This window comes from Bradyrhizobium genosp. L, assembly GCF_015624485.1.
Taxonomy (GTDB): Bacteria; Pseudomonadota; Alphaproteobacteria; order Rhizobiales; family Xanthobacteraceae; genus Bradyrhizobium.
This window is the reverse complement of the sequence record NZ_CP061378.1, coordinates 6,648,373-6,666,359: the sequence shown is the minus strand read 5'-3', so window position 1 is coordinate 6,666,359 and position 17,987 is coordinate 6,648,373. Positions and strand designations below refer to the sequence as shown.

Annotated in this window: 13 protein-coding genes and 1 riboswitch; of the genes, 7 read left to right on the top strand and 6 right to left on the bottom strand. The window is 64.8% G+C overall.

Annotated elements, in window-relative coordinates:
• Window positions 1-7: 7 nt before the first annotated feature.
• The 3 genes from IC762_RS31775 (at window position 8) to IC762_RS31765 (ending at window position 5,085) form a co-directional block, all read left to right on the top strand.
• Window positions 8-946 carry a CobW family GTP-binding protein gene (locus IC762_RS31775; protein ID WP_195790379.1) on the top strand — a complete coding sequence of 313 codons (939 nt, stop codon included), beginning with the start codon at window positions 8-10 and terminating at the stop codon, window positions 944-946.
• Between the two features lie 82 nt (window positions 947-1,028).
• A riboswitch (cobalamin riboswitch) is annotated at window positions 1,029-1,224 on the top strand.
• A 109-nt stretch (window positions 1,225-1,333) separates the two neighbouring features.
• Window positions 1,334-3,610, top strand: a complete 2,277-nt coding sequence (locus IC762_RS31770) for a TonB-dependent receptor (RefSeq protein ID WP_195786028.1) — start codon at window positions 1,334-1,336, stop codon at window positions 3,608-3,610.
• Between the two features lie 2 nt (window positions 3,611-3,612).
• Window positions 3,613-5,085, top strand: a complete 1,473-nt coding sequence (locus IC762_RS31765; protein ID WP_195786027.1) for a PepSY domain-containing protein — start codon at window positions 3,613-3,615, stop codon at window positions 5,083-5,085.
• 68 nt (window positions 5,086-5,153) lie between these two features.
• On the opposite strand, the gene IC762_RS31760 is transcribed toward IC762_RS31765, so the two are convergent.
• Together IC762_RS31760 and IC762_RS31755 are read right to left on the bottom strand one after the other, a co-directional pair.
• Complete coding sequence (locus tag IC762_RS31760; RefSeq protein WP_210338405.1) at window positions 5,154-7,331, bottom strand: alkaline phosphatase family protein; 2,178 nt, start codon at window positions 7,329-7,331, stop codon at window positions 5,154-5,156.
• Window positions 7,331-9,139, bottom strand: coding sequence for a multicopper oxidase family protein (locus IC762_RS31755; protein WP_210338404.1), 1,809 nt, complete (start codon window positions 9,137-9,139; stop codon window positions 7,331-7,333). The genes IC762_RS31760 and IC762_RS31755 overlap by 1 nt, the downstream gene beginning before the upstream one ends.
• 105 nt (window positions 9,140-9,244) lie before the next feature.
• On the opposite strand from IC762_RS31755, the gene IC762_RS31750 reads away from it, so the two are divergent.
• Window positions 9,245-9,595, top strand: a complete 351-nt coding sequence (locus IC762_RS31750) for a hypothetical protein (RefSeq protein ID WP_195786025.1) — start codon at window positions 9,245-9,247, stop codon at window positions 9,593-9,595.
• Here the strand turns inward: IC762_RS31750 and IC762_RS31745 are convergent.
• Window positions 9,592-10,500 (bottom strand): LysR family transcriptional regulator, encoded by a 909-nt coding sequence (locus tag IC762_RS31745; RefSeq protein WP_195786024.1) that lies wholly within the window; start codon window positions 10,498-10,500, stop codon window positions 9,592-9,594. The two genes, IC762_RS31750 and IC762_RS31745, sit on opposite strands and share 4 nt — an antisense overlap.
• A 106-nt stretch (window positions 10,501-10,606) precedes the next feature.
• On the opposite strand from IC762_RS31745, the gene IC762_RS31740 reads away from it, so the two are divergent.
• On the top strand, window positions 10,607-11,476 hold the full coding sequence (locus tag IC762_RS31740) for an MBL fold metallo-hydrolase (RefSeq protein WP_195786023.1): 870 nt from the start codon (window positions 10,607-10,609) through the stop codon (window positions 11,474-11,476).
• Window positions 11,477-11,493: 17 nt separating this feature from the next.
• Window positions 11,494-12,465: an alpha/beta hydrolase gene (locus IC762_RS31735; protein WP_210338403.1), complete on the top strand. Its 972-nt coding sequence runs from the start codon at window positions 11,494-11,496 to the stop codon at window positions 12,463-12,465.
• Between the two features lie 36 nt (window positions 12,466-12,501).
• On the opposite strand, the gene IC762_RS31730 is transcribed toward IC762_RS31735, so the two are convergent.
• On the bottom strand, window positions 12,502-13,059 hold the full coding sequence (locus tag IC762_RS31730; protein ID WP_195786022.1) for an HNH endonuclease: 558 nt from the start codon (window positions 13,057-13,059) through the stop codon (window positions 12,502-12,504).
• 192 nt (window positions 13,060-13,251) lie between these two features.
• On the opposite strand from IC762_RS31730, the gene IC762_RS31725 reads away from it, so the two are divergent.
• Window positions 13,252-15,009 carry a chloride channel protein gene (locus IC762_RS31725; RefSeq protein ID WP_195786021.1) on the top strand — a complete coding sequence of 586 codons (1,758 nt, stop codon included), beginning with the start codon at window positions 13,252-13,254 and terminating at the stop codon, window positions 15,007-15,009.
• Window positions 15,010-15,093: 84 nt separating this feature from the next.
• Here the strand turns inward: IC762_RS31725 and IC762_RS31720 are convergent, their stop codons facing one another.
• Complete coding sequence (locus tag IC762_RS31720; RefSeq protein ID WP_195786020.1) at window positions 15,094-16,071, bottom strand: peptidyl-alpha-hydroxyglycine alpha-amidating lyase family protein; 978 nt, start codon at window positions 16,069-16,071, stop codon at window positions 15,094-15,096.
• Between the two features lie 124 nt (window positions 16,072-16,195).
• Window positions 16,196-17,980 (bottom strand): flavin-containing monooxygenase, encoded by a 1,785-nt coding sequence (locus tag IC762_RS31715; RefSeq protein WP_195786019.1) that lies wholly within the window; start codon window positions 17,978-17,980, stop codon window positions 16,196-16,198.
• Between the last annotated feature and the right edge of the window lie 7 nt (window positions 17,981-17,987).

Below are 17,987 nucleotides of genomic sequence, written 5' to 3'. Positions count from 1 at the left end.
CCAGGTCCTGCAAGTCCCGATCCTGCTGGTGGCAGGCTTTCTCGGGGCGGGCAAGACCACGGTCGTGAATCATCTGCTGGCGCACGCCGAAGGAAAACGGATCGCCGCCGTGGTCAACGATTTCGGCGCCATCAATATCGATGCCGAGCTGATCGCCGGCGCCAGCGACGGCGTCGTCAGCTTGAGCAATGGCTGCATCTGCTGCACGCTGGAGGGCGATCTGATCCGCACCCTCGCCACGCTGCTGCGGCGCGACCCGCGTCCCGAATTCATCGTGATCGAGACCAGCGGTGTCGCCGATCCCTCCGACATCGTGCGCAATTTGATGGACCCGGTGATCTGGAAGGAAGCGCCGCTTGAGACCGTGCTGTGCGTGGTCGATGCAACCCAGCCCGTCGCCGCGTTGAACGACGCGCTGCTGCGTTCGCAATTGCGCGCGGCCGACGTGGTGGCGCTGAGCAAGGTGGATTTGGCTGACGACGCCACGCGCATCGCGATGCGCGACGCTGTGCGGGCGGTGCGTCCGGCGGCGGTGGTCGTCGATGCGCTGCATGGCGAGCTACCGACCGAGCTGCTATTCCCGGCGGATCCCGGTCACATGCCGGAGCCCCGCGAGCCGGGACCGCGCCGGCCCGCGACTGATCGATTCGAGACGCTGAGCTGGACGTCGGAGTGGCCGGTGCGGCTGCCGCGATTGCAGCAGGCGATCGGCCGACTGGCGCCGAAGCTCGCGCGCGCCAAGGGCCTGTTCGAGACGGTCGAGCAGCCCGGGCGGCTGACGGTGTTTCAACTCGCCGGCGGCCGCGCGACCTTGGCCGCGGGTGGCGTGTCGACGCCGGGTGTGCCGCGGACGCGGATCGTGTTCATCGCGGAAATGGGTGCGCTGTCGCGCGACGAGATCGCTGCGATCATGCAAGGCTGCGTCGCGGATCATGACGTGAGGTAAGCACCGTGTGTCGTCGCAGCCGCACCATCTCGCAAACGATGTGCGCGATGGTCACGCCGAATTGACAGCCGGGATAGCACCTCCTATCGTTTCAAGCGACGGTTCCCCCTCGGGGGATCAAAAGGGAATGCGGTGCGGGGCAACCCAACGCCGCAGCTGTCCCCGCAACTGTAAACGGCGAGCCTTTCGTCAATTAGCCACTGGGTCATTCGGCCCGGGAAGGCGGCGACAGGCGACGACCCGTGAGCCAGGAGACCTGCCGTCAGTCGTGGTCACACGCGAGCACATCGGGCGGGGGCGTCCTGGTGGGATCGGGGCATGGCCTGTTCGGCAATGCGCCAGTCCGCGTTCGCGGTGACGTGCCACGTTACCGCGAGTCCTCTTGTCATGTCCTCATCCTCGTCCGTCGCGCGCCAATGGCGCCTCGGCCTCGTTTGCTCATTGTCATCGCTGTTGCCCGCCGGCGCGTTCGCTCAAACCGCGTCATCGACCAGGCTCGATCCGATCCAGGTCTCGCCGCCTGCGGCGGTCAAGCCGCAACGTGTCGCACCAAGCCGCTCCGCCGTCGCCGCACGCTCACGGCCGCGACCGGCCGCCACGGCGGCGCCGGGCGGTGCGCCGCAATCCTCGGCGTCGTCCGGATCGGCCTCGCCGACGCTCAACGCTACCAAGCCGCAAGGCACCGGCAGCCGCCTCAATCTGACGCCGCTGCAGACCCCGGCCAGTGTCGAGATCATCACCTCGCAAACCATCGCCGAACGCGGCCAGCACAACGTGACCGACGCCGTGATCCAGAACGCGGTCGGCTTCACCGCCCTGTCGGCGCCCGGCAATGGCGCTTTGTCCTTCAGCGACCGCGGCTTTGCCGGCAGCAATTCGGTGATGACGCTCTATGACGGCACACGTTTCTATGTCGGCTCCGGCACGGTGACATTTCCGTACGACACCTGGTCGGCGGACCGCATCGAGGTGCTGCGCGGTCCGGCCTCGGTGCTGTATGGTGAAGGCGCGATCGGCGGTGTGATCAACGTGATTCCGAAGAAGCCGCTCGAGACGCCTTACAACGACGCTGAGGTGTCCGTGGACAGCAACATGACGCGGCGGCTGTCGGTGGACAGCGGCGGTCCGATCAATCCGAACATCTCGTATCGTGCAACGGCCACGGGCAACATGTCCGATGGTTGGGTCGATCGCGACAAGACGTCCAATCTCGTGGTCTCAGCCGCGGTGCGGGCGCAGGTCTCTGAAAGCTTCGCCGTCACCCTCTCCGAAGACTACGGCAACCGCTACCCGTCGCGCTACTTCGGCACGCCGTTGGTCAACGGCACGATCCTGGACGCGCTGCGTTTCAAGAACTACAACGCATCAGACAGCACGATTCACTACGAGGATAGCTGGACTCAGGTGAAGACCGAGTGGGATGCGGCCGACGGCGTCAAGGTCAACAATACGCTCTACTACCTGACCAGCGAGCGGCATTGGCGCGACATCGAGAGCTATACCTTCAATCCGAAGACGCAACTGATCGACCGCGCGAGCTATCTCGAAATCTTCCACGATCAGAAGCAGGCCGGCGATCGGATGGACACGACGTTCAGCGGCCACATCTTCGGACTAGAGAACCAGTTTGTATCCGGCTTCGACGTCAACCACATCGAGTTCTTCCACACCAACAATTCAAACGTTCCGCCGATTCCTACCTCATCCTCGGTCAGTCCCTATGGGTTTGATCCTGGATCGTTCTTCTTCACATCGTCTCCGACCACGCCCGGGTTCAACGCGATCGTCAATCAGTACTCGCTGTTTGCCGAGGATCGGCTGTCGCTGACCAATCAGTTGTCGCTGGTGTCGGGCGTCAGGTACGATCGCCCGGAAGTGGACCGCACGGACTACAAGACGCCTTCAAACAGCTTTGATACGACGCTGTCGGGCACGAGCTGGCGCGCCGGCGTCGTGTATCAACCGATCAAGGACCTTTCGCTCTACGGTCAATATGCTGTTGGCGTCGATCCCGTCACCAACATCATCTCGCTGGCGGCTTCGCAAAGAACCTTCCAGCTGTCGACCGGTAAGCAGACCGAGATTGGGGTAAAGCAATCGTTCTGGGGCGGCCGTGGCGAGTGGACACTGGCCGGGTACGAGATCGTCAAGAACAACTTGCTCATTGCGGATCCCAACGCACCCACCGGCCCGGCATTGCAGGTCGGCCAGCAATCATCGCGTGGCGTCGAGGCGTCGGTCGGGCTCGCCCTGGACTACGGTTGGCGGGTTGACGCCAACCTCGCGCTGCTGCGCGCCAAATACGACAACAACGTCCAGGCGGTTAGCGGCCAGCTCGTCAGCTATACCGGCAATGTCCCGATCAACGTTCCGCAGCAGGTCTCGAACGTCTGGGTGACCTGGGACTTCGCGCCCAACTGGTCGGTCTATGGCGGCGTGCAGATCGTCGGCCAGATGTACTCCGATCTCGCCAATACCCAGCTGCGGCCGGGCTACAATCTGGTCAATGGCGGTGTCAGGTGGAAGCCGGATGACCGCACTACGGTTGCGTTCCGCGTGTACAACCTGTTCGACAAGGTCTACGCCGTGACGTCGCCCTATGCCGGGCAATGGCTGCTCGGCATGCCGCGCACCGCTGAACTCTCCGTCAACGTGAAGTTCTGACCATGCGCAACGCACTGATCCGGCGTGGACGGCGATGGCTCTATGTCATCCATCGCTGGATCGGCATTGCAACCTGCCTGCTGTTTGCGATGTGGTTCGTCTCCGGCCTCGTCATGATGTACGTGGCCTTTCCGCAGCTCACCGACAAGGAGCGCCTCGCCGCGCTCCCTGTCGTCGCCTGGAGCAAGGTGCGGATCGCGCCGGACCGCGCGATGGCGATCGCGGGTATGGAGCAGTATCCCCGCGACATCAGGCTCTCGATGATGGACGATGTCCCGGTGTATCGCGTGGCCGGCTGGAAGGGCGCTGCCGTCACCATCTCCGCTGTGGACGGCCGCATCATCGACGGGATCACGACGGAGCAGGCGCTTGCCGTTGCCGGCCATCATCCGCACGCGGTGCAGCCGCATCTGCTCGACAGCGTGACGCGCGATCAATGGTCGGTGACGGCGCGCTTCGATCCCCTGCGGCCGCTCTATCTGATTGCGCTCGGCGATCCTGACGGCACCGAGCTTTACGTCTCGTCGCGCAGCGGCGAGATCGCGCTCGACACCAACAGGCAGGAGCGGGTCTGGAACTGGCTCGGCGCGATCCCGCACTGGATCTATCCGACCGTGCTGCGCAAGGATGGTCCGCTGTGGCGGGATGTCGTACTGTGGATCTCCGGCGTCTGCCTGGTGGTCGCGGTCACCGGGTTCTGGATCGGCATCCTGCGGCTGCGGCTGACGCGTCGTTATGCGCGCGGCACGATCTCGCCGTATCGCGGCTGGATGGCCTGGCATCACGTCGCCGGCCTGATCGGCGGCGTCTTCGTGTTCACCTGGATGCTCAGCGGCTGGCTGTCGCTCAATCCCGGTGGCGCGTTCTCGGGCCGCGGCCTCAGCCGCGAGATCGCGGTCAATTACGGCGGCCACGACAGGCCGGACGTCGTTGCGGATTTTCAGTCGACACCGTCGATACCGACGGTCGAGGCCCGCTTCGTCTGGATCGGCGGCCACAGGCTGATGGTGCTCGACGACAGGGATGGCCATCGAAGCCTCGCCGACCCCGTCACCGGTGCCCCGACAACGCTATCGCAAGATGAGATCATTGCGGCCGCGCGCCGAGCCATGCCCGAGGCGCCGATGGCGTTCTCGCGCCGGCTCGATGAACCCGATGCCTATTGGTACACGCTGCATCACGAACGCGAGTTTCCGGTGCTGCGGATCGGTTTCGACGAACCCGCCCGCACCTGGCTGCATATCTCGCCCGTCACGGCCGAGTTCCTCGAACGTTCCGACGACAGCCGCCGCGCCTATCGGTGGTGGTTCAACGCGCTGCACAGCCTGGATTTCCCGCTGCTGCTGCGTTACGTGCCCTCGCGCGACATCGTGGTCTGGCTGCTGTCGGCGGTCGGCACCGTCGTTTCCATCAGCGGCATCGTGATCGGCTGGCGCAGGCTGCGGCGCAAGTCCGCTTACGCGCGCCTCACGTAAACGAAAACCGCCGGCCTTTCGGGCCGGCGGTCCTTTGCGTTGTCGTGAGGCGCGATCAGTAGAAGCGATCAGTGATTCCAGCCGCCGTCGTGGTCCCAGCCGCCGCCACCGCCGTGGTGGCCGCCGCCGTCGAAGTCGAAGAAGTCGAAGAGGTCGCTGAGCGCCGGACTGTTGACCGGAACGTAGGGATTGCCCGAGGCGGTCACCGGGTTCGGGTAGTTGTCGCGGCTGCGATGGGTGATCGGCTGCAGGTCCCAATTGCGCTCGATGAATTTGATGATCGAGACGTGATCGGCATATTCATGCGAGATGTGGCCCTGCCGCGCCAGCGGCGACACCACGATCAGCGGAATACGGGTGCCGTCGCCGAAATAGTCGAGCGGCTGCACATAGCCGGAGTCGAAGTAGCCGCCACCTTCGTCGAAGGTGATGAAGATCGCCGTATCCTTGGCGTAGTCGGAGGCTTCGACCTGGTCGACGATCTTCTTGGTGAAGCCTTCGAACAGGTTGAGCTTGGAGGACGACGGATGACCGTCGGTGTAGCCGCTCGGCTTCACGATCGACACCGCCGGCAGCGAGTGCTTGGAGATATCCGAATACAGGTCCACCGAGTCCTTGATGTGAGCCGCGACCTGCTCCGGATGCGACATGATCGACGTGTCGTACTGGAACGGGTTGCAGATGTTGCAATACTCGTCGGCGGTCGGTCCGGCCGCACCCCAGTTGAGCTGGTACGGATCGTTGACGTAGTTGTTCCACTGGTCGCCGTAATACTTCCAGGAGATGTTGCGGTCGTTCAGGCTGTCGCCGATGCTCTTGCGGGTCGAGGGCGGGATCGTGAACGGCGTGTTGGACGGATTGTGGTCGGTGTAGGCGTTCTTGCCGTTGCCGAAATAACCCGGGTTGTAGTTGTTCAAGAGATAATAGTGGCCGGGTTCGCAATTCGGATTGATCCGGAGCTTGCTCAGATAGTCCGTGATCGGCTTGACGCCGGGCTGGGTCTGATCCGAACAGTCGCTGTAGGAGCCGCCGCCGGAGACCGGGTTGGTCGCGTAGGGCGGCGGATAGCCGCCATTGCCGCCGGCGCCATAGCCGTCCTCGGTGTACCAGTTGTTGGTGCCGGTGGCCGGATTCGGATTCTCGATCATATGCACGATGCCGGCGTCGGGCGTGCCACTGAACACCTGCTGGCCGTTCGGCGGAACCGCGGCGTTGCCGTAGGTGTCGCTGAAATACAGCATGTCGGCGTGGCCGAACATGATGTGGTTGGCACCGGTGCCGCCGTTGACCGACTGGTGGAAGTTGTCGCTCATCGCGTATTTCTGCGCCAGCGAGCTGAAGTAGGGCACGTCGCCCTTCTGCACGTTGTAGAAGCCGAGCGCCGTCGAACCTTCACCCGTGGTCGACGCAGTCGGTGAATACTCCGTGGAGAAGTTCGCGGGCTGCGTCGCGCCGTTGGTGCCGGCACCGACGGTCACTTCGACCCAGGCGAACAGATTGGCGCCGCAGCCCGACGGATTGTCGCGGCTGGCGGCCGAGTGGTTGCAGTTCAGCTGCTGCCACATCTGATAGAAGCGATGCACCGGGCTCGCCGCGTAGGCGTCGTAGGGCATTGCCTCGCCGTTGGTGAGCTGGAACGGACCGGCCGGCAGCGCGCTGACGTTCGTGATACGCGCGTCGGGGGTCGCCGAGGTCTGATTGGTGCCGCCGGTCAAGAGGTACTGGTAGTAATCGGAGGGCAGGCCGGATTCCGACTGCTGTGCCAGCGCGAGCGAGGCCTCGCAGGTCGTGATCGGCGACGTGCCGCATTTGTTCGGGATGTAGGAGACCTTGGGGCCGCCGACCAGCGGAGCCGGCAATTGGTCCTTGGGGAAAGTCTGCTTCGGCGGGCTGAGCAGGAACGCATCGGTTGCGCCGGTATCGGTCGCGGCGAGCTGATGCGCCTTCTCGAAGTTCGGTCCGGGCAGCGCGTTCTTGTTGGCGTCGAGCTTGACGATGCCCTGCGAGAGCAGGTTCATCACGCTCTCCTCGCGCCGCTCCGGCACGTAGGTTGCGAACACGTGATCGAAGCTGCGGTTCTCGCCGATGATGACGATGACGTGCTTGATCGGCGTCCGGGTCTCATGCCCGCCATGGTGGTCCCAATCCTGCGCGAGGACCGGACCGGCGGTGAACTGACCCAGCGCAAGCGCGCTGAGGGTGAGGCGGCAACCCTGCAGCCAACGTGATCTGTGCCTGTCGTGCATCATAGCTCTCCTTTTTGCTGGTTGAGCGGCTTGGTCGAACTTGCGGTGTCGCGCGGCATGACCCTGATCCGTCCCATCATGCCGCCGTCCTCATGCTCGAGGACGTGGCAGTGGTAGACGAAGGTGCCGACGATGTTGGGATCGCGAAAATCCATGCGCAGGCGCACGGTCGGATATTTCAGCATCCGGTTGTTGTAGTAGGGCACGTTGACGGTATCGCGCAGGAACGGCTCATTGACCGCGATGCCGGACCAGTCGAGCAGCTGGAAGTGCAGCTGGTGGATGTGGAAATCGTGCAGCTCGGTCGAGCGGTTTTCGATGATCCAGTCCTCGACGTCGCCCTGCCGCACGGTGATGTCGGGGACGTCGGACTGCGGATCGAACGGTTTTGGCGTCTCGCCGTCGTTGGTGAGGAAGAATTTCGTCGGACTGTTCGGATCGTCCGGATTCTCCGGTCGCTCGGAGAAGAACAGTTTTCGCACCCGCACCGGCGCAACGTTTCCGACCCACGGCTGCGTCGCGGGCGGCAGCGGCTCGGCATGGGCGGGCAGCGCGGCCGGCGGCTCGCTCGCATCCGGCGAGGCCGTGATCGCGAGCAGCGCGCGGTTCGGATCGTTCTCGCCGGCAGGCCCGGTGTCGACCGCGCGCGTCACCAGCAGCGCAGGCACGCCGGCCGGCGGTCCTTCGACGATGAACTCGGCGCGCGAGCCCGGCGGCAGGCCGATATGGCTGACCCATTGCACCGGCGGCGACGGGCTGCCCGCAAACCGCAGCGGCACCCCATCGAGCCCGACGATGCCGATCTGCTGCGGCGCGCGGCCGAACAACAGCGCGAGGTTGAGATAGGTGATCGCGGAGGCGTTCAGCACGCGCCAGAGCTGCCGCTCGCCCGGCTTCATCGCCAGCGTCGCCGGCAGATAGTTCGGATAGGGCACCGGCACGAAGTTGACCGAGAGATCCTTCGAGGGCTTGCCGAAGCCGGTGCCGGAATTGGCGACGTCGCCGTCATTGTCGAGCTGGCTCTTGGTCATGACCGGCTCGGATTTCGACGGCTGCGCATCCGGATTGACGAGGTCCTGGTCGCGGATCACCAGCACGCGCTCGGGCAAGCCGGCGAGTGACGGATCGGCGCGCTCGATGCCCTCGATGATCAGCGCGCCGGAAGCGCCTCCGAGCACCTGCGTCTTGCTGAAGCCGTGCAGATGCGGGTGATACCAATAGAGGCCGGGCGGCGCGTCGTCCGGAATCCGCAAGCGATACTCGAACGGCGCATCGTCGGGCTGGATCGAGGTCTTCAGCACGTCGTCCTGATGGCAGACCGGCGGCACGCTGAGCCCGTGGAAGTGCAGATTGGTCGAGACCGGCGTCATCGCGCCGCTTGCGCAAGCGTCGACAGGTTTCGCTGTCGTGCAGATCGGCGCATTGGTGAGCGGACGGTCGATCGCGGGCGTCGCCGTATCGAGATCGACGAGGTCGTTCTTGAAATGGATGACGAGTTGATCGCCGGGCTTCACGCGCAAGGTTGGCGACGGCTCACCGTCAGATGTCAGGTAGCAGTAACGGCTGGTTCCATCCGGCAGCTTCTCGTCGTGAACGCTGAGATCGGTTTCGAGCACGCCGTCGCGGCTGCGCAATTCGGTTGGTTCCACGATCGCGGTGCCGGGCTCCGGCCGCGCGCAAACGTCGTGCTGTGATGCTGGCGCATCTTGCAGAACGGCTGCGCCGAGCCAGGCGGTCATGCCGCTCGCGGCAAGCCCGAGGCAGGATGCGACGATGACACAGGAGATCGTAGAGAATCGTCGCGGCACGCCACCCTGCCAATACGTCGCCGCCAGCCGCGCAGGAGCGCGCCGACGCCAAGCTTGGCGTCAGTCGACTCCTTGCGACCGCGGTGGTCGGCAAATCTTTATTCGATGGTGGGAGGCTACCCGCGCATTGTTGCCGAGTTCTGGCAGGTTTCTAACAGGCACATGACAGAAATTTGCGGCACTTCGACGCAGCGCGGGCCGAGCGATCAAACCTGTCGTGCGATCAATTGGATGGTGTGTTCGGCGATCGAAATGCGAAGCGAAGAGATCGCGTCGACAGCGGATAAATTTTTCTTCGTCAGAGAACTTCTTCGCGTCCAATCACGGCTGCACTGTGGCGTCGATGCCGGCCCGGTTCCAACCGGCGATTGCGCGGCTTCAGGGCAGATGCTTCAATCCACACGCGATGGTTTAAGTTCCGCGTCCTCGCAAAAATATTTGAGCTGGCTCGGCTAATCCTTCGCGCAGTCCTTCAACTGCTGGCGCAGCCATTCATGACCGGGGTCGTTGTCGAATCTGGCGTGCCACGTCGCGTGCAGCGTGAACGGCCTGGTGTCGAATGGCAGGCGCAGCGCGCGGAGACTGCCTCGATAGCGATTGAGGAATCGCAGCGGCAGGGTGCAGACCAGGTCGGTGGATTGCAGCAACAGCGGGACCACGCTGTAGTGCTGGACTGAAACGGCGACGTGGCGGGTCAGGCCGCGCGTTGCCAGGATGTCGTCGACGAAACTGCTGAAGCCGCCGCCATCGCCCGAGACGATCACATGATCCAGTCGAACATAGTCCTTCAAGGACGGTGGCCGCACGCCGCGCGGATGGTCCTTGCGCTGGGCCATCATGAAGGTTTCCTCGAGCAGGGCGTGGCTGGGCATGTTGTTCGGCACGGCGTGTTTCGACACCAGCGCCACGTCGATCTCACCCGTTTCAAGCCGATCGGTCAGCTTGGCCGGATCGATCGACCGAAAGGCAAGCCGAATGCCCGGCAAGCCGCGACGGCGCACGGATGCGACAAGCCGCGCTCCGATGATCGCGGTCGCATTGTCGTTGGCGCCGACCGTGAAGGTGCGCTCCGATGTTGCGGGATCGAAGGCGGCCGGCTGGCTCACGACATCTCCGAGACGCTGCAACGCCAGCCGCAACGGCTCCTTGAGCGCATGGCCGCGCGGGGTCAGCACCATGCCCTTTCCCGATGCCGCCGGCGTCAGCAATTGATCGCCGAACAGGTCGCGCAACCTCGCCAGCTGGGCCGATAGCGCCGGCTGGCTGACGCCGAGCCGGATCGCCGCGCGCGTGATGTTTCGCTCGTCCAGCATCGTGCGGAGCGACACCAGCAGGGGCAGGTCGTGACCCCTGATATCCATATGGATTATGCCTCCTATTCGATCTATCGATTTCAATTATCGCATGCGATGCCGCAAAAGCGCAAGCCGTGCCGGTGCTCTCCCGGCGCCCACAAGGTCTTTTGTCATGACGATTCATGCCGTCGGCAACATATCGATCCGCCAGGTCGTCGAGATGCGCGGGCCCGGCTTCACGCCCGACTTCCTGTTTCCGGACTGGGACCCGGCGGTGCTGGAGCAGCACAGGTCGTTGATGATTCCGCGATGCTTCGATGCGGCGCAGGGCCGGTTCATTGCGAGCATCCACACCTGGGTGCTGACGACGCCGCATCATACGATCCTGATCGATAGCTGCGCCGGCAATGACAAGAACCGCCCGATGCTGCCGCGATTCCATCAGTTGAACCTGCCGTTTCTCGATCGCCTGGTCGAGGTGGGCGTGTCACCGGAAACGGTGGACTATGTCTGCTGCACGCATCTGCACGCCGACCATTGCGGCTGGAATACGCGGCTGATCGACGGCCGCTGGGTGCCGACCTTCCCGAATGCCAGATACGTCTTCTCGAAGGCCGAGTACGACCACTGGTCGGGGCCGGCCGGCCGCGAGGGCTTCGCTGCCGGCGTGTTCGAGGACAGCGTGCTTCCCGTCATCGAGTGCGGACAGGCGGAGATTGTCGACGGCGAAGCCGCCATCGGCAACGGTCTCACGTTCCGCCCCACGCCGGGCCATAGCCCGGGGCATGTCGCCATCGAGCTCACCGACGGCGGACAGAAGGGTGTCTTCAGCGGCGACATCATGCATCAGCCGTTGCAGATCTTCCGCCCGGATTGGAACAGCACGTTTTGCGCGCATCAGGAGCAGGCGCGGGCGTCGCGCCGCTGGTTGCTGGAGACTGCGGCGGAAGAGCGCTCTATCGTGTTCACGGCGCATTTCGCCGACAGCTCCGCGGGCCATGTCACACGCAGCGGCGACCGGTTTGATTGGCGCTTCGCATAGACCAAGGAGATGTTGCAATGAACAAGCCGGCGCCCGGCATGATCGTTGGCCAGGATATCCGAATACCGAGCGATACGCCCGGGATCGAGTTGTTCGTCCGCAACAAGCGGCGGTCGGACATCGCGCAGTTCTCTGCCGACGACACCGTGCTGTTTGTCGCCGGATCGACCTATCCGGCGTCGACGTCGTTCGATTTGCAGCTCGATGGCCTGTCCTGGATGGATCATCTGGCGAGCCGGGGTCATGACGTCTACCTCGTCGACGTGCGTGGCTATGGTCAGTCGGCGCGCCCGCCCGAAATGGACCAGCCGGCGCTGGACAATCCGCCGATCGTCCGCACATCGGTCGCGGTGCGCGACGTGGCGGCCGCGGCGGCCTTCATCCGGTCGCGGCGCAACGTCGACAAGATCAACCTGATCGGCTGGTCGTGGGGCACGACGCTGATGTCGCGCTATGCGGCGGAGAACGCCGGCAGCGTCGGCAAGCTCGTTCTGGTAGCGCCGCAATGGCTGCGGACGACGCCGAGCGCTGCCGACGCAGGCGGTCCGCTCGGGGCATACCGCGTCGTCGCGCGAGCGGCAGCCAGGGCGCGCTGGCTCAACGGCGTTTCCGAAGCAAAGCAGGACGAGATCCTGCCGCCGGCATGGTTCGACGCATGGGCCAACGCGGCATTCGTCGACAGCCGCATGGGTCCCGACCAGCTGCGGGCGCCGAACGGCACGGTGCAGGATAGCCGCGAATATTGGGCGGCCGGAAAACCGCTCTACGATCCCGGCCTGCTCACCATGCCGGTGCTGATCGTTCATGCCGAATGGGATCGCGACTGCCCGATGGAGATGGCGCAGGCGGTGTTCGGCAATCTCGTGGCCGCACCCTACCGCCGCTGGGTCGAGATCGGCGAGGGCACGCACTCGGTCTTCATGGAGAAGAACAGGTGGCAGGTGTTCGACGCCGTCGACGGCTTCCTCGCTGACACCACTGCTGTCTGAATCGCGATGCCACTGGGCTGTCGTGCCGGCGACGGCCTACGGATCGAGTTCCGTATCCCAATAGAGATAATCGAGCCAGCTCTCGTGCAGATAGTTCGGCGGAAACAGCCTGCCGTTGCGGTGCAGCTGGTGCACGGTGGGCGCATAGGGCGTCTGCTTCGGAAACATCCTGGCCTGCTGCGTGGTCAGATTGCCCTTGCGCAGATTGCAGGGCGAGCAGGCGGCGACGACATTCTCCCAGGTGGTCTGGCCACCCTTGCTGCGCGGAACGATGTGATCGAAGGTCAAGTCGTCGCCCGAGAGGCAGTATTGGCAGACGAAGCGGTCGCGCAGGAAGACGTTGAACCGGGTGAAGGCGGGATGGGTGGTCGGCTTGACGAAGGACTTGAGCGAGACGACGCTGGGCAGCTGGATTTCGAAGGAGGGACTTCGTACCGCCCGGTCGTAATATTCGACGATGTTGACGCGATCGAGAAACACCGCCTTGATCGCGTCCTGCCAGGACCAGAGCGACAGCGGGTAGTAACTCAGCGGCCGGAAGTCCGCATTCAGCACAAGTACCGGCCAACCACCTTGCGAGACATGTGCGTTCAAATAACGCTCCTGACTCCCATTAGCTGCGAAGCAGCATGCACTCACATACTACAGGCAGCGTGACGGGATTGTGAAGAGCAATGAGCGGCTTATCCGCCGCGCCCTTGCCATGTTCCGGCCCCGATTGCCTCGCGCGGACGCGGCCCTTAAAGGGAGCCGCAAGGCCCTGTCGGCCGTTGACGGACCCTGCCGATGACGACATCACGCTATCTCGAGGCGCCGCGCCGGTTGCGCGCGTTCGTCCGCGCGCATGAGACGAGCCTGGTGGTTTTGGCCGTGCTGATCGGCGCCATTGGCGGCCTCGTGGTCGCGACCATGAGCGGCCTCGTCACCGTGCTGCATTCCGTGCTGTTCAATCTGCCATTGGGCGAGCGGCTGTCGAGCCAGCCGAGCATCGATCCGGTGCGAGCGCTCGCGGTTCCGGCGCTCGGCGGGGTCCTGCTGGGAATGGCTTTTCTGCTGCTCGCGCGTGTCCGCCCCGCACGCGAAATCGACCCGATCGAGGCCAACGCGCTCTATGGCGGCCGGATGTCGTTCCGCGGCAGCGTGATCGTGGCGCTGCAGACGATCTGGTCGAGCGGCGTCGGCGCCTCCGTCGGGCTCGAGGCCGGCTATACCCAATTGGCGAGCGGGCTTGCCGCCTCGCTCGGCCGCGGCTTCCACCTGCGCCGCAACGACCAGCGAATCATGGTCGGCTGCGGGGCCGCGGCGGCGATCGCCGGCGCCTTCAGCGCGCCGCTCGCGGGCGCCTTCTATGCTTTCGAACTTGTGATCGGCGGTTACACGCCGGCGAGCCTGACCCCGGTCGGCGTCGCGGCGGTGACCGGCTATTTCGTCGCCCATGCCTTCGAGCCGTTGCCGCTCGGCGTCGGCGTCGGCACCGTCGGCGACGTGCTCGGCCGCGATCTTGCGATCGCCACGCTACTCGGCCTGGTCGCGGCGCTGACCGGGATTGCGATCATGCGCGGCGTGACGGTGTGCGAGGCGCTGCTCGCCAGGACGAAGCTGTGGCCGCCGCTGCGGCCGGCACTCGGCGGGCTCGCGGTCGGTGCAATGGCGCTGCTGACACCGCAGGTGATGTCGTCGGGCCATGGCGCGCTGCGCTTTGGCGGCATCGTGGCGATGCCGCTCGCCTTCATCGCCGGCGTGTTCGCGCTGAAGGCGCTGGCCTCGATCGTCTCGCTTGGATCTGGCTTCCGCGGCGGCCTGTTCTTCGCCACCCTGTTCATGGGCGCGCTGGGCGGCCGGCTGTTCGCCGCCGGCGTCGACCTGGTGTGGCCGGGGCTGAACCTCGATCCCAGCGCCTATGCGGTGATCGGCATGAGCGCGCTGTCGGCCTCGGTGATCGGCGGGCCACTGACGATGTCGTTCATTGCGCTGGAATCCACCGGCAATCTCTGGCTCACGACCGCCGTGCTGGTCGCCGTCATCATCTCGACCATGATCACGCGCGAAGTGTTCGGCTATTCGTTCGCGACCTGGCGGCTGCATCTGCGCGGCGAGACCATCCGCAGCGCCGCCGATGTCGGCTGGATCCGCGATCTCACCGTTGGGAAGATGATGCGGCAGGACATGGTGACGGTCGACGGGTCGATCTCGATCGACCAGTTCCGCCACAAGTTTCCGCCCGGTTCGAAAAACCAGGTGGTCGCGGTCGACGGCGCCGGGCGCTACGCAGGGCTGGCGCTGGTCGCCGACGCACACGCGCCGGACCTCGAGACCCATGAGCAGCTGTTGGCGATCCTGCGCCATGCCGACGTGGTCCTGCATCCGGTGATGAACATCCAGGAGGCCATCGCAGTGTTCGACGCGGCCGAAGCCGAATCGCTTGCCGTGGTCGAGGCCGGCGGCGAACGGCGCCTGGTCGGCATCCTGACCGAAGCCCACGCCATGCGCCGCTACGCGGAAGAATCCGAGCAGCGCCGGCGCGAGGTGATCGGCGAGGTGTGATCTCGGCGCGCGGCCTGTCGACGCTGTCGTCCTGGCGAAAGCCAGGACGACGCTGAGTGTTTGGTGTCGACCGGAATAAAAGAGCTACCCCGTCACCCGCTCCAGCTTCTGCAGGCACCGTGTCACCCGCACCGCGGCCGGCATCTCGGTGTCCGGAAAACTCGTCTTCCAGTCGGTGACGCCGACCTCGCCGACATAGATGTCGCCCCTGGAATCCAGCGCGAGGCCATGCGGCGCGAGAAACTTTCCGGTCTCGACGCCTGGGCCGTGCTCGCCGCCGAGGCGCGCGATGCGGTTGCCCTTGGCATCGACGATCGAGAGCCGCGGGCCGAGATTGGGCACCTTGCGGTTGACGGCCATGCTGGGGCCGAGCTCGCCCACGATGAAGGTCGGCTGCTTGCCGCCGCCGCAACGGCACAGCGCGCAGGGCCGATGCAGATTGTTCCACTGCGTCTCATATCGGCCGTTGCCGTCGAACACCTGGACGCGGTGGTTCTCGCGGTCGGCGACATAGACGAAGCCATCGGCGTCGGTCGCGATGTTGTGCACGATGTTGAACTGGCCCGGATCGGTGCCGGGCTCGCCCCAGCTTTTGATCAGCCTGCCGTCGGGCGTGTATTTGTGGACGCAGGCATTGCCGTAACCATCGGAGACGTAGATCTCGCCTTGCGGTGACAGCGCGGTGTGGGTGCAGCGGTGGAACGGCTCGCCGCTCATGAACGGCGCCGGCTTGTTCGGGATGCCGATGGTCAAGAGCACCTTGCCGTCGGTGGAGCACTTGCGCACGGTGTGATCGCCATCATCGGTGCAGTAGAGATTGTCGTCGGCGTCGATGTGCAGGCCGTGGGCGCGCGCGAACAAGCCTTCGCCCCAGCTGCGGAGGAAATTTCCTTCGCGGTCGAGCACCACCATCGGATGGGCGCCGCGGTTGAAGACATAGATGCGGTCCTTGCTGTCGACCGCGACCGAGGCGACGTCGGTCAGACTCCAGCCGTCGGGGAGCTTCGCCCAGTTTTCAACGACGCGGTAGCGATGCTCGCCGGTGCCGAGGATGGTTGGCATGTGTATGTCTCTCCCCTTTCGTCATTCTGGGATGCGCGAAGCGCAGGCCCGGAATCCATTTATCTATAGAACGCGCGGCTTAATGGATTCCGGGCTCATGCTTCGCATGCCCCGGAATGACGTTTCAAAAATAGGCGCGTGGCCCGACATCGCGCGGCAACAGCCCTGCCTCGATCGCCTTGATCTGCAGCGCGAGATATTGCGAGTTGATGCGGCATTGCGCGAGGCTGCCGGCGATGAACCAGAGGCCCGGTTGCGGGGTGCGGGTGTACATGTTGCGCAGCTCCTGGCCATCGCCAAAGCCCCAGATCGGGCCGACGCGGTCAGCCATCGCGGCGCCGAACAATCTCGTCACCAGTTCCTCCTGCGGCCGGTAGCCGGTCGCGAGCACGATGAGATCGGCTCCGACCGTCTCGCCGCTTCGCAGCCGTGCGCCTTCGTCCACGAATGCGTCGATGTCAGAAAATTGCTTCAACCTGATCGCGCCGCTCGCGACCAGGTCGGAGCAGCCGACATTGAAATAGTAGCCGCCGCCGCGGCTGAGATACTTGAACTGCCAGCCGGTGCCGCCCTCGCCGAAATCGAGCCTGAATCCGACCTTGGCAAGCCCATCGAGCAGCGGCTTGTCGAGCTCCTTCGATTGTTCGGTGAGCAGCACGTGGCTGCGCCGGGCGAGCGCCAGCGGCATCGAGGTCGCGATCAGATCGTTGTCCTCCAGCGTCCCCTCATTGTAGGTGGCATAAGCGAGCTGCGCCGACGGCTCGATATTGGTGATCAGGGTCGCCGAGCGCTGCACCAGCGTGACCTCGGCGCCGGAGGAATGCAGGTCCTGCGCGATGTCGTGGCCGCTGTTGCCGGTGCCGATCACCAGCGCGCGCTTGCCGTACCAGTCCTCGCCGTCCTCGTAGAAGCTGGAATGCACCACCTTGCCGGCAAAGTTGTTCAAGCCGGGAATGTCGGGCCGGTTCGGAATGCCGCTGACGCCGGTTGCCATCACGACATGATGCGGCTGCATTTTGCGCGTCGTGCCGTCGGCACGCCGCAGCTCGACGGTCCAGCGTCCCTGCGCGTCATCATAGCTGCCGCCGGTGAACTCCGTGCCGGTCCAGAAGTTCAGCTCCATGGCGTCGACATAGGCCTCGAACCAGTTGGCGAGCTTGTCCTTCGGGATATAGACCGGCCAGTTCGGCGGGAACGGCATGTAGGGCATGTGATTGACCTGCACCTGGTTGTGCAGGGTCAGCGCGTGATAGCGCTTGCGCCAATTGTCGCCGATGCGCGCCTCGCGGTCGACGATCAGCGTGTCGATGTTGAGCTGCTTCAGCCGCGCCGCGATCGCAAGTCCAGCCTGGCCACCGCCCACGACGAGAACGGTGGGGTCGCGGTCGGCATAGGCGGCGGACGCCTTGCGCTGGTCGAGCCAGTTGGGCCCGCGAAAATCGCGGGAGTATGCCTGTCCGCGCGGCCGCGTTTGGCCCTGCGGCTCCTCGAAGCCCTTCAACTCCTCGAGCGCGGTCAGCAGCGTCCACGCCTTGAGCCGGTCGCCGTCGTCGGCATCGCCGATCAGCCGCACGATGCCGTGGCCGCGGCCGAGGGCGATTTCGAAGCTGAAGGTCGCCTCGATCGCGGATGTGCCGGCGCGCGTGACCCGGCGCGGTGCGGCGCGCGCGGGGTCGATGCGGAAGTTGCAGGGCGCGCTGCGTCGCGCATGTGCGGGCAGTTCGTTGAGGATGGCGAAGGCGCGGTTGACGGTCTGGATGTTCCAGCTCAGCGCCAGCACGTCGCGCCAGTAGCTGTCGGGATGGAACAGCGGCCGCAGCAGGACGTCCTCACCGCTGGCCAGCGCGTCCTCGAACTGCACAAGCCAATTGTCGGCGGCAACCGAAATATCGTCCGTCTTGTCGAGCATCAGGCGT

Bases quoted from the DNA above. Each gene is read 5' to 3' on its own strand.
- IC762_RS31735 (WP_210338403.1), top strand. From the start codon at position 11,494: ATGAACAAGCCGGCGCCCGGCATGATCGTTGGCCAGGATATCCGAATA.
- IC762_RS31740 (WP_195786023.1), top strand. From the start codon at position 10,607: ATGACGATTCATGCCGTCGGCAACATATCGATCCGCCAGGTCGTCGAG.
- IC762_RS31720 (WP_195786020.1), bottom strand. From the start codon at position 16,071: ATGCCAACCATCCTCGGCACCGGCGAGCATCGCTACCGCGTCGTTGAA.
- IC762_RS31765 (WP_195786027.1), top strand. From the start codon at position 3,613: ATGCGCAACGCACTGATCCGGCGTGGACGGCGATGGCTCTATGTCATC.
- IC762_RS31715 (WP_195786019.1), bottom strand. From the start codon at position 17,980: ATGCTCGACAAGACGGACGATATTTCGGTTGCCGCCGACAATTGGCTT.
- IC762_RS31760 (WP_210338405.1), bottom strand. From the start codon at position 7,331: ATGCACGACAGGCACAGATCACGTTGGCTGCAGGGTTGCCGCCTCACC.
- IC762_RS31725 (WP_195786021.1), top strand. From the start codon at position 13,252: ATGACGACATCACGCTATCTCGAGGCGCCGCGCCGGTTGCGCGCGTTC.
- IC762_RS31745 (WP_195786024.1), bottom strand. From the start codon at position 10,500: ATGGATATCAGGGGTCACGACCTGCCCCTGCTGGTGTCGCTCCGCACG.
- IC762_RS31770 (WP_195786028.1), top strand. From the start codon at position 1,334: ATGTCCTCATCCTCGTCCGTCGCGCGCCAATGGCGCCTCGGCCTCGTT.
- IC762_RS31750 (WP_195786025.1), top strand. From the start codon at position 9,245: ATGGTGGGAGGCTACCCGCGCATTGTTGCCGAGTTCTGGCAGGTTTCT.